General features: G+C 68.6%; 10 protein-coding genes. 6 read left to right on the forward strand and 4 right to left on the reverse strand.

The features are described 5' to 3' along the window. The coding region (locus UK23_RS45430) for a HAMP domain-containing protein (protein ID WP_045318062.1) at positions 1-684 on the reverse strand (684 nt) is incomplete at its 3' end. A 137-nt stretch (positions 685-821) separates the two neighbouring features. On the opposite strand from UK23_RS45430, the gene UK23_RS45435 reads away from it, so the two are divergent. The 4 genes from UK23_RS45435 to fxsT all read left to right on the forward strand — a co-directional run bounded on the left by UK23_RS45435 (position 822) and on the right by fxsT (position 7236). Next, positions 822-2207 carry a PP2C family protein-serine/threonine phosphatase gene (locus tag UK23_RS45435; RefSeq protein ID WP_045318063.1) on the forward strand — a complete coding sequence of 462 codons (1386 nt, stop codon included), beginning with the start codon at positions 822-824 and terminating at the stop codon, positions 2205-2207. Positions 2208-2294: 87 nt separating this feature from the next. Further along, entirely contained in the window at positions 2295-3911 is a 1617-nt protein-coding gene (locus UK23_RS45440) for a PHP domain-containing protein (protein WP_045318064.1), read from the forward strand. Positions 3912-3953: 42 nt separating this feature from the next. Beyond that, positions 3954-4547, forward strand: coding sequence for a TMEM175 family protein (locus UK23_RS45445; RefSeq protein WP_045318065.1), 594 nt, complete (start codon positions 3954-3956; stop codon positions 4545-4547). Between the two features lie 4 nt (positions 4548-4551). Continuing rightward, entirely contained in the window at positions 4552-7236 is a 2685-nt protein-coding gene (gene fxsT, locus UK23_RS45450; protein ID WP_052685632.1) for an FxSxx-COOH system tetratricopeptide repeat protein, read from the forward strand. Here the strand turns inward: fxsT and UK23_RS45455 are convergent. Next, entirely contained in the window at positions 7202-7810 is a 609-nt protein-coding gene (locus UK23_RS45455) for an alpha-ketoglutarate-dependent dioxygenase AlkB (protein WP_045318070.1), read from the reverse strand. The genes fxsT and UK23_RS45455 overlap by 35 nt on opposite strands. A gap of 67 nt (positions 7811-7877) precedes the next feature. On the opposite strand from UK23_RS45455, the gene UK23_RS52350 reads away from it, so the two are divergent. Further along, positions 7878-8033 carry a hypothetical protein gene (locus UK23_RS52350; RefSeq protein WP_156213865.1) on the forward strand — a complete coding sequence of 52 codons (156 nt, stop codon included), beginning with the start codon at positions 7878-7880 and terminating at the stop codon, positions 8031-8033. Here UK23_RS52350 and UK23_RS45460 read toward each other — a convergent pair. Further along, a complete protein-coding gene (locus tag UK23_RS45460) occupies positions 8030-8569 on the reverse strand; it encodes a TetR/AcrR family transcriptional regulator (protein WP_045318066.1) in 540 nt (179 codons plus the stop codon). The two genes, UK23_RS52350 and UK23_RS45460, sit on opposite strands and share 4 nt — an antisense overlap. A 50-nt stretch (positions 8570-8619) precedes the next feature. Between UK23_RS45460 and UK23_RS45465 the strand changes: the two genes are divergently transcribed. Next, positions 8620-10218, forward strand: a complete 1599-nt coding sequence (locus tag UK23_RS45465; protein WP_045318067.1) for an AMP-dependent synthetase/ligase — start codon at positions 8620-8622, stop codon at positions 10216-10218. Here UK23_RS45465 and UK23_RS45470 read toward each other — a convergent pair. Next, complete coding sequence (locus UK23_RS45470; RefSeq protein ID WP_045318068.1) at positions 10215-10925, reverse strand: DUF2382 domain-containing protein; 711 nt, start codon at positions 10923-10925, stop codon at positions 10215-10217. The genes UK23_RS45465 and UK23_RS45470 overlap by 4 nt on opposite strands. Between the last annotated feature and the right edge of the window lie 169 nt (positions 10926-11094).

Here is an 11094-nt window from a genome sequence, read left to right on the forward strand (position 1 = left end):
CTTGAGCTCGAGGATCTCGCCGCGGGCGTCGACGGTGACCTTCTGGGTCAGGTCGCCCAGCGCGACCGCGGTGGTGACCTGGGCGATGTTGCGGACCTGGGTGGTCAGGTTCTCCGCCATGTAGTTCACGTTGTCGGTCAGGTCGCGCCACGTGCCCGCGACGCCGGGGACCTTCGCCTGGCCGCCCAGGCGGCCGTCCGTGCCGACCTCGCGGGCGACGCGGGTGACTTCGTCCGCAAAGGACGAAAGCTGGTCGACCAGGCCGTTCACCGTCGAGCCGAGCGTCGCGAACTCACCGCGCAGGGTCTGGTCCGACATGCGCTTGGTCAGGTCGCCCTCGGCGACGGCGGCGAGCACGCGGCTCAGCTCGCTCGTCGGCCTCATCAGGTCCTCGACCAGGCCGTTCACCGAGTCCGCGATCATCGACCAGCCACCGGCGGTGCCCGCGGGCGCCACCCGTTCGGTGAGCCTGCCCTCCTGGCCCACCGCCTGGCGGACCCGGCCCAGCTCACCGGCGAGCCACTGGTTGCGCTCCGCGATCTCGTTGAACACGTCCGCGAGAGCCGACACGGGCCCGTTTCCCGGCACGACGAGCCTGCGGCGGAAGTTGCCGTCACGCAGGTCTCTCATGGCGGAGAGAACCCGATCGAGGGTCGCGTCCGTCTCTTCGTTGGCCGTGGTCACTCCAAGCCTCCGTGCCTCGGTGGTCGCAGCCAAGACTGCCACGTTAGGTTGGGAGCGAGGTAACTTGATGCCTCGATGCATGCCAACTACCCGCAGGAGGCCGTGATGATTCGGCCGAGTGCGCTGGACAACAGCGGATGAGCAGCACCGTGGGCATCGACCTGGACGGCTGGCAGCGCCTGGTGGACGGGCTCCGCGAAGCCGTTCTGGTCGTGGACCCCGCCGGGGTGGTGCGCGTGCGCAACGCCGCGGCCGCCGACCGGTTCCCCCGGCTGTGCCCCGGCGAGCGCTTCGACGTGCACGTCGCTGGGCGTCAGCACGACCTCGGCGAGGGCTGGAATGCCTGGTACTTCACGGACTCCGCGCTCGATCACGCCCATCTGCGGCTCGCCGGCGGCAGTTCGCGCCAGGACACGCTGAAGACCATCGTGCAGCTCGCGGCGGAGTTGCTGGGGGAGCACTGCGTCGCCGTCGTGCCCGCGACCCGCGATCGCCTGGAGTGGTGGCGTTGCGGTGGCGGCGAACCCACGGTGGCGCGCTCGCCACGCCGGGCGTCCACGATCTCCGAGGTGCTGACTGGCACGTCGACGCTGACCAGGATCACCTCTTTGGGTGAAGGTAACTGGGGAGTGCCGGAGGACTTCGGGTCTGCTCTGGCGGTGCCGCTGGGCGTCGGCGGCGCGCTGGTCGTGCTCCGGCACGGCGACTTCGCGCCGAACGACGTCGAGCGCATCCGGTTGTTCGGCAAGCACGCCGCGGTGGCGCTGGAGTCGGCGTCCCGGCTGACCGAACAGCAGCGCACGATCGACATCCTGCGCTCGGCGCTGCTGCCACTGCCGCTGCCCGAGATGCGCGGTGTGGAGATGGCGTCGGTGTTCATCCCGGCCCACCAGCGCGCGCTGGTCGGTGGCGACTTCTACGACGTGCACCCGCGCACGGACGGCTCGGCGACGTTCGCGCTGGGCGACGTCTGCGGCCACGGCCTGGAAGCGGCGGTCCACAGTGGACGCGTACGGCAGTCGTTGCAGGCGCTCTCGCTCGTCGAGACGAACCCGGTGCGGCTGCTGCACCTGCTGAACACCTCGTTGCGCGCCACCGGGTCCAAGCTCTTCACCACGATCGTCGTCGGCGAGCTGGTGCCGTTGTCGTCCGGGGGAGCACGGCTCTCGCTCGCCTCCGGTGGGCATCCGGCGCCGCTGATCCTGCGCACGGACGGGTCGGTGCAGGAGGTCAGCGCGCCTGGTGCGATCGTCGGCATCCTGTCGGACGTCCGGTTCCACGGCGAGCAGGTCACTTTGGCGCCCGGCGACACGCTGGTGCTGTACTCGGACGGGTTCACCGAGGCACGCGCGCACACGGACCGCACGGAGCTGTTCGGCGAGCAGCGGCTGCGGACGGTGCTGAAGGAGTGCAAGGGGCTGTCGGCGGAGGAGATCGCGCGGCACTGCGAGGAGGCCGTGCTGAAGTGGCTGGACCGCGACGACCACGACGATCTCGCGCTGCTGGCCGTGCAAGCCGTCTGACCGCGGGCCGTGTGAACGAAATTCCCGGTACCAAGATTCATCGGAGGTTCATTCCATCCGTGCGGCGCATGGGCTGGAATCGGGCTCATGGGGCATTCGCACGGTGATCACACGCACCACCACCACCACCACGAGGTGGAGCCGGTTGAAGGCAGCTGGCTCGACGCGGAGGACGACCGGCCGTCGTCGGTGCGGCGGCGCAACTTTCTCGCCGGACTGGGCATCGCGGCCGGTGCGGCCGCGGTGGGCAGCGGGAAGGCCGAGGCGCACGTCCCCGTCAACCCGTGGGGTGGCGGAGACCGCTGGCTCGCGGGCGACCACCACATCCACACGCAGTACTCCGACGACGGTCTCTACCCGATCGAGCATCAGGTCCGCAAAGCCCGCGAGTTCGGCTGCGACTGGGTCGTGATCACCGACCACGGTGGTCCCGCGCACCAGAAGTTCTCGATCGACCAGGTGACCCCGGACGTCGAACGGGCGCGCCGTGCGCAGCGAGACGTGCTGGTCTACCAGGGGCTCGAGTGGAACATCCCCAGCGCGGAACACGCCACCGTGTTCCTGCCGCCCGGCAGGCACACCGTCGACATCCTGAAAGCCTTCGAGCTGGCCTATGACAGCCGCATCGCCGGTGAGGGGGAGCCGCGTGCCCTGGCGGCGCTGCGTTTCCTGGAGGCGCAGGTCCTCTCCGGACGGACCGAGATCGCGCTGATGTTCGCGAACCACCCGGCCAGGCGCGGCCTGGACAGCCCGCACGAGCTGCGCGGCTGGCGGGACGCGGCACCGGGCGTCGCGGTCGGGATGGAGGGTGCGCCGGGACATCAGGCGGCCGGCATTCCGAAGTCGGCGGGCGGCCCCGGCCGGGCACGCGGTTACTACGACCTCACCGCACCGCTGGCCGACTCGTGGCCCGGTTATCCGGCGGAGTCCTACCGCACGCACGGTGGCTTCGACTGGATGACCGCGAAGGTCGGAGGCCTGTGGGACGCGATGCTCGCGGAGGGCCGGCCGTGGTGGATCACGTCGAACTCGGACGTGCACGCGGTCCACGAGGACACGCTCGTCCCGGGCAGCCAGGACTACCACCAGACCGGCAGCAGGGGCGCGCCGGTCGACACCGGGGTGAAGCAGGTCCCGTACAGCGACTTCTTCCCCGGCCAGTACGGCGCGACGGTCGTGGGTGCCCGATCGCGGTCCTATGTGGACATCATGCGCGGGCTGCAGTCCGGCAAGGTGTTCGCGACGCACGGCCGGTTGATCCAGGGCCTGGAACTGCGCGTGCGGACTCGTGACGACCTGCGCGGTGTGACGCTGGGCGGGCGGACGTTCATCCGGCGCGGCGGCGACGTCGAGGTGACGTTCGAGATCGACCGCCCGTCCGGTCCGAACGCGTCGGGCGCCACGCCCGTGCTGGCCAAGGTCGACCTGATCTCCGGGCCGGTGACCGGTCCCTGCGCCGACCGGGATCTGTTCCTCGCGCCGGAGACCTCGGTGGCGAAGACGTTCGAGGTGCCGCGCAAGGGCAAGATCCGGTTCACGCACACGTTCAAAGGTGTCGAGCGCTCGTTCTACCTGCGGTTGCGGGGAAGCGACGGCAAGCGCCTGACGTCCGCCGGTGACCCGATCATCGACGAGGTCGCGAACTCGGACCCGTGGGCCGACCTGTGGTTCTACGCCAATCCCGTGTTCGTCGACGTGATCTGATCACGCGGCAGTCCCTTCCGGACTAGGTTGGCCTGCGTGTCAATGAAGCGCGAGCCCGACCGCATGGTCCTGTTCACCGACGCCGTGGTCGCCATCGCGATCACGCTGCTGGTGCTGCCGTTGGTGGAGATCATCTCCGAACCGGGTGCCGGGCATCCGTCCGAGCTGGTCTCCCACCACTGGCCGCAGATCTTCAGCTTCCTGCTGAGCTTCGCCGTGATCGCGCAGCTGTGGATGGCGCACCACCGGACCTTCGAGAACATCCGCGAGTACACCCCACCGTTGATGTTGCTGAACATGGCGTGGGTGCTCACGATCGTCGTGCTGCCGTTCCCGACCGGGCTGGTGGGCGAGTACGGCAGCGACATGTTCACGCAGTTCTTCTACGTCGGCACGATCCTGGCCAGCAGCGCGCTGCTGAGCGCGATGACGCTCCTCGTGCACCGGGACAACCTGACCCGGCGCGTGGTGATCGCGGCCGTGACACCGCCGGCGCTGCTGCTGATCGCGCTGGCGCTGGCTCCGCTGATCAACTACTGGGGCCTGCTGCTGATGTTGTTGCAGCCGGTGACGTCGCGGCTGATCGCACCCCGCGACCTGGAATTGCAACGTTCGGAGCGGGCCGGACGAATCTGAGGGCATGGCAGGCGAGAGTCCGCGGCGGGTCTTCATCAGTCACACGTCGGAGCTGCGCAGGTATCCGGCGGACGGGTCGTTCGTCGCGGCTGTCGAGTCCGCCATCGCGCGTGCGGGCGACGCCGTGGTCGACATGGCCTACTTCGCCGCACGCGATCAGGCTCCGGCCGAGGTGTGCCGGGCGGCGGTGGCGAAAGCGGACGTGTACGTCCTCGTCGCCGGGTTCCGCTACGGCACCCCGGTGCGGGACCGGCAGGAGCTGTCGTACACCGAGCAGGAGTTCGAGGTCGCCACCGAACTCGGGTTGCCGCGGTTGGTGTTCCTGCTCAGCGAGGACGTTGACGGGCCGTCCGGTCTGTTCCGCGACCTGCAGTACGGTGCTCGCCAGGAAGGGTTCCGGCAGCGCCTGAACGACAGCGGAGTGACGGCGGCCGTCGTGTCGTCAGCGGGTGAACTCTCAGCAGCGGTGCTGCACGCACTCACCGAACTACCTCGCCCGCAGGTTGGTGTGGCGACCAAGGTCTGGAACGTGCCGGGCAGGTCCGAGGGGTTCGTCGGCCGCGAAGATCTGCTGGCCGAGTTGCGAGCCGTGTTGACCGGGGACGGCCCTGCCGTGGTGCGGGCGATCCACGCCATGGGTGGGGTCGGTAAGACCGTCACGGCGATCGAGTACGCGCATCGGTTCGGCGACGACTACGACGTGGTGTGGTGGGTGCCCGCCGAACGGCTGGAGCTCATCCCTGAGCGGCTGGCCGAACTGGCGCAGGCGTTGCGGCTCGTTGCGCCGGACGAACCGGTCGAAGTGGCCCTGGCCAGGGTGCTCGGGTATCTGCGCGAAACGGCGAGGTCCTTGGTGGTGTTCGACAACGCCGATGACCCCCATGGCCTGACCAGGTTCCTGCCGGGCGGCGCTGCCCGCGTGCTGATCACCTCTCGCTGTCCGGACTGGCACGGTGTCGCCACCGAGGTCGAGGTCGCTGTGTTCACCCCCGGCGAGTCCACAGCGTTGTTGCAGGCGCGGGTTCCCGGACTGGACGACGAGGACGCGCGGAAGATCGGGACGGCGCTGGGGCATCTACCGCTCGCGCTGGACCACGCCGCCGCGTTGCTCACCGACGGCACTTTGACGCCCGAGAAATACCTGACGCTTCTGGAAGTTCGAGCTGCCGAGCTTCTGCAACACGGACAGCTTCCCGTCGCCGCGTCGTGGTCGGTCGCTTTCGATGCCCTTGCCACCAAGGACCCTGCCGGGCTGCAGCTGCTGACCCTGCTGGCGTGGCTGGCGCCGGAACCCGTTCCGCTGACCTTGTTCACTGACCACCCGCAACTGCTGCCGGAGCCGCTCGCCACGACCGCCGCTGACCCGCTTGCATTCGCCGCCACCCTGCGTGGGCTGAAACATCGCGCGTTGGCCAGGGTCGACACCGGCACCGTTCTGCTGCACCGGATTCCCAGCGCCCTTCTTCGCGGGTCGATCGACCAGGGCGAGCGAGTGGCAACACCGGAACGCGGATGGCCCGTTAACGCCCTGCGACTGCTTCGCAAAGCAGCGCCTGGGGACCCGTGGGACAACCCGAACGTATGGCCTGCGTGGCAGCGGCTACTGCCTCACATCCTGACTGCCACCGCGAAGGACCGTTCTGTTCACCTCGCTTCGGAGTTCGATGAGCTCGCTTGGCTTCTGGATCGCACGTCGCTCTTCCTCCTCACCAGGGGCCAGTCAGGTCAGGCATTGGAGTCCGCACGACGGGCATATGACCTCAAGCGGCACCACCACGGCGATGATGGTCCGGGCATTCTCGTCTATGCGAACAACCTCTCGATCGTGTTGAGGAGTCTTGGGCAGTACCGCGAGGCACGGGAGCTGAACGAGGATTCACTAGAGCGCTGTCGCCGCGTGCTTGGTGATGATCACCCCAATACCCTTTTGTCAGCAAACAGCCTTGGCGTCAGCCTGTCGTGGCTGCGGGAGTACGCGGCGTCGCGGGATTTGCACGAGGACACGCTTGCGCGGCGCCGTCGTGTGCTTGGTGATGATCACCCCGACACCCTTTTGTCAGCCAACAATCTGGCCGTCAGCCTGGCAGGGCTGGGGGAGTACGCGGCGTCGCGGGATTTGCACGAGGACGCGCTTGCGCGGCGCCGTCGTGTGCTTGGTGATGATCACCCCGACACCCTTTTGTCAGCCAACAATCTGGCCGTCAGCCTGGCAGGGCTGGGGGAGTACGCGGCGTCGCGGGATTTGCACGAGGACACGCTTGCGCGGCGCCGTCGTGTGCTTGGTGATGATCACCCCGACACCCTTTTGTCAGCCAACAATCTGGCCGTCAGCCTGGCAGGGCTGGGGGAGTACGCGGCGTCGCGGGATTTGCACGAGGACGCGCTTGCGCGGCGCCGTCGTGTGCTTGGTGATGATCATCCCAACACTCTTTTGTCAGCCAACAACCTCGCTGTCAGCCTGTGGCAACTGGGGGAGTACGCGGCGGCGCGGGACTTGTACGAGGACACCTTCAGACGGCGTCGAGCGGTCCTCGGAGATGACCACGAGGACACACTCGAGTCCGCCCGCAACCTCGCTCACGACTTGCGGGAGCTGGGAGAGCACGACAAGGCCCGAGAACTTCAGCAGTGGGCCGAGGAGCGCGAGAGCGGTGTCAGCGAACCCCGTGAGGGCGGAACTGAACGCTGATTCTGGGGCCGACGACCTTCGAGGTCTTCGGGATCGCGTGCTCCCAGGTGCGTTGGCACGAGCCGCCCATCACGAGCAGGTCGCCGTGCCCCAGCGCGTACTTGTGGGTTTCGCCGCCGCCACGTGGCCGCAGCAGGAGTGCCCGGGGCGTGCCGACGCTGACGATCGCGACCATCGTGTCCTCGGTCTGACCGCGGCCGATCGTGTCGCCGTGCCACGCCACGCTGTCCCGGCCGTCGCGGTAGTAGCAGAGGCCCGCGGTGGTGAACGGCTCCCGAAGCTCGGGCAGGTAGTGCTGAGTGAGCGTGTCGCGGGCGGTGTTCAGCACGTCGAACGGCAGGCGGCCGCTGTAGAAGCAGAGCAGGCGCGGCACGTCGACCACGTTGTCGTACATCTGCCGGCGCTCGGCCCGCCACGGCACCTCGGCGACGAGCTGGTCGAAGACGGCGTCGGCGCCCGCGAGCCAGCCCGGCTGCACGTCAATCCACGCGCCGTGGCCCAGCTCGGTGCGGCGCGGGGCAAGCGGGGTCAGTGCGGGCTCCGCTTCCAGGTCGAACAGTGATCCCTGGCGCATGCCCAGCAGCATAATCGAACAGGTGTTCTATGGCTAACGATGCGCGGCCAGGGTGGATAATGTGGGCATGACTGGGGAAGAGAACGACGACGCCGTGTTCGAGGGCGCGCAGACCACCTACATCGTCAACAGCGTCGTGTCCGGCAATGTGAACGGGCCGATCATGCAGATCGGCCGGGTCGGCGGTGTCGTGTCGGTGCCCCCCGAGGGCGAGGACGACTAGGGCTTCAGCACGGCCCAGACCGCGTCCGCGATGATCTCGCGGGCCTCGGCCAGGTCGAACACCCCGAGCAGGAACCGGCGCACCGACTCGTGTGCCGGTCCCATCACCACGGGTTCGAGGGCCCACGGCGGCACCGCGCGCATCTCGCCGGACTCCATCCGGGAGAGGAACCACGCCAGCACGGGCGCGAACTCCGCCTGCTTCACGGCCGGGTCGGCGTGGTCCGGTGCGGCGTAGAGGAAACGCGCGCGGCTCGGGTTCTCCGTCACCCAGTCCAGATACCGCAGCGCCAGGTCGCGCACGGCGTCGCCGGCAGCCCTGGAGTCCAGGGCGGGCCTCATCGCGGCCACGCAGCGGCCGTAGCTGTCGGCGTAGAGCTGCGCGAACACGCCCGCGCGGCTGCCGAAGTGGTGGTAGATGCTGCCGTTCGACATGCCGGACCGCTCGGTCAGGGCCGCGATCGTGACGGCGTCGAGGCCGCCCTCTTCGACGAGCTTGAGCGCCGCGTCGAGGAGAGACTGTCGTCGGTCGGCCATGAGGGTTAGAGTACCGCTCTGGAGCGACGCTCCAGAGAAAGGGATGAGCAATGGCGCTGTCTATTCCCGACCTGCTGCGCGACCGGGTCGCCCGCACGCCCGACGCCGAGGCGATGCGGTATCGCGACAGGTCCGGCTGGGCCTCGCTCACGTGGGCTGAGCTGCAGGAACGTGTCGCGAAGGAAGCGTTCGGGCTGCGCGCCGCGGGTCTCGCCAAGGGCGACCGCGTTGCTCTCATGGGCGGCACCAGCATCGAGTGGATCGTCACCGACCTGGCCGTGCTCGCCGCCGGTGGCGCCACCACGACGATCTACCCGAACAGCACGCGCGGCGAGGTCGCGCACATCGTCAGCGACTCCGGCAGCCGCGTGGTCGTCGTGGACACGGACGAGCAGGCCGCGCTCATGCCCTCGGACGTCGAGGTGCTGCGGTTCGGCGCGGTTCCCCAGGCCGACGGCGACTACGACGCGTTGATCAACGAGCTGGGGCCGGACGACCTCGCGACGTTGATCTACACGTCCGGCACGACCGGCACGCCGAAGGGCGTCGAGCTCACCCACGACAACTGGCTCACGACGTCGGAATCCATTGCGTCGCTGGGCATTCTGCTGCCCACCGACCTGCACTTCCTGTGGCTGCCGCTGTCGCACGCGTTCGGCAAGGTGCTGACGATGGCGATGATCGCCGCGGGCGTGCCGACCGCAGTCGACGGCAGCGTCGAGCGGATCGTCGACAACCTCGGCGAGCTGAGGCCGACCATCGTGGCCGCCGCGCCGCGCATCTTCGAGAAGATCCACGGCCGGATCGTCGCGGGTGCGCGTGAGAAGGGCGGGCTCACGGAAAAGATCTTCACCTGGGCCGACCGCGAGCACGGGCCGGCGACGCGCTGGCTCGCGGATCGCCTGGTGTACCGCAAGTTGCGCGAACGCGTGGGCGGCCGGATCCGGTACTTCGTGTCGGGCTCGGCGCCTCTCGCGCAGGAGATCGCGGAGTTCTTCGCGCGCTCCGGCATCACGATCCTGGAGGGCTACGGCCTGACCGAGTCGTCGGCAGGGTCGTTCTTCAACCGGCCGGGCATGATCCAGATCGGCACGGTCGGCCCGCCGATCCCCGGCATGGAGGTCAAGATCGCGGACGACGGTGAGGTGCTGCTGCGAGGCCCCGGCGTCATGCGCGGCTACCACAATCGCCCGGACGCGACCGCCGAGACGATCATCGACGGCTGGCTGCACACCGGCGACATCGGCGAGCTGGACGAAGCGGGCCGGTTGAAGATCACCGACCGCAAGAAGGAACTGATCAAGACCTCCGGCGGCAAGTACGTGGCGCCGGCGCGGATCGAGAGCATGATCAACGCGGCGTCGCCGTACATCAGCAACGTGATCGTGCACGGCGACCGCCGCAAGTACTGCGTGGCGCTGGTGACGCTCGACCCGGACACCGCGAAGGGCCTCACGAACGCGGAAGAAGAGGTCGGGAACGCCGTGAAGACCGTCAACGCGCAGCTCGCGCGGCACGAGACGATCAAGCGCTTCGCCGTGCTGGAGCGCGACTTCAGCGTCGAGGACGGGTTGCTGACCGCGTCGCTGAAGCCGCGCCGCCGGGAGATCGAGAAGCGTTACGCCGAGACCCTGGACGGCCTGTACTAGCGCCGCCTCTTGTCGTCGCGTTCGACGTCGACGGTTTCCTTGCGGACCTCGCCCTTGACGGTCTTCTGCTCGGTGACCGCGTCCTTCTCCAGGCGAACCCGCTCGGTGGCCTCTGTGCGCTTCTGCACCACCGGTTCCTCGCGGTGCAGCGTGACTTCGGCCTGCTCGTCGGCGAACGCCTTGCCCGCGTTGCCCTTCACCGGCTCGCGGACCACCCGGACCTCTTCGTGCGTCACGGGCACGGTGACGTTGCGCTGCTCGGTGACCGTGTGCTTGACCAGCCGCACCCGGCCCGTCTCGACGTCGCGCGTGCCGACGTCGAGCTTCTCCTCCGAGAGCGTGACCTCGGCCTGCTCGCCGAGCCGGTCGTGCTCACCGGTCTTGGCCTGCGGGATCCTCATCCCGTAGTGCCGGTAGAGCGCCTCCTGCTCCTGGTCCGACATGTGGTCGCCCGAGGTGTGCACGCTCGGTGCTTCCTTCACCTGCTCCTTGGCGACGGGGACGGTGATCGCGCCGCCCGCCACCTGTCCCTGCTGGATCGGGACGAAGCTCTCCTTCATGCCGAACAGTCCGGTGTGGACCTCCGCCCACATCGGCCTGCCGGTGCCGTCTTCGAGCCACACCCGCTTGACCGAGCCGATCTTCTCGCCCCGGTTGTCGATCACGTCGCAGTCGTACAGAGCTTCAACGTGCGTCTGATCGATCATCGTGCCGTCCTCCCGCGTTGGCTGTCGGCTTGCCCACGCGAGGTACCCGCCACCGCACGGCCGATCGCGGGCACCCACCGACCAGGTGACGGGCGCCCGCGTGGCAGTTCAGCCGATCAGGGGACCTAGACGGCTGATTCCAAGGGGTCGGCTCTGTTGGCGTCTGCAA

The sequence above is a fragment of the Lentzea aerocolonigenes genome, from assembly GCF_000955955.1.
Lineage (GTDB): Bacteria > Actinomycetota > Actinomycetes > Mycobacteriales > Pseudonocardiaceae > Lentzea > Lentzea aerocolonigenes_A.

Bases quoted from the DNA above. Each gene is read 5' to 3' on its own strand.
- UK23_RS52350 (WP_156213865.1), top strand. From the start codon at position 7,878: ATGACTGGGGAAGAGAACGACGACGCCGTGTTCGAGGGCGCGCAGACC.
- UK23_RS45465 (WP_045318067.1), top strand. From the start codon at position 8,620: ATGGCGCTGTCTATTCCCGACCTGCTGCGCGACCGGGTCGCCCGCACG.
- UK23_RS45435 (WP_045318063.1), top strand. From the start codon at position 822: ATGAGCAGCACCGTGGGCATCGACCTGGACGGCTGGCAGCGCCTGGTG.
- UK23_RS45440 (WP_045318064.1), top strand. From the start codon at position 2,295: ATGGGGCATTCGCACGGTGATCACACGCACCACCACCACCACCACGAG.
- fxsT (WP_052685632.1), top strand. From the start codon at position 4,552: ATGGCAGGCGAGAGTCCGCGGCGGGTCTTCATCAGTCACACGTCGGAG.
- UK23_RS45445 (WP_045318065.1), top strand. From the start codon at position 3,954: ATGAAGCGCGAGCCCGACCGCATGGTCCTGTTCACCGACGCCGTGGTC.
- UK23_RS45460 (WP_045318066.1), bottom strand. From the start codon at position 8,569: ATGGCCGACCGACGACAGTCTCTCCTCGACGCGGCGCTCAAGCTCGTC.
- UK23_RS45455 (WP_045318070.1), bottom strand. From the start codon at position 7,810: ATGCGCCAGGGATCACTGTTCGACCTGGAAGCGGAGCCCGCACTGACC.
- UK23_RS45470 (WP_045318068.1), bottom strand. From the start codon at position 10,925: ATGATCGATCAGACGCACGTTGAAGCTCTGTACGACTGCGACGTGATC.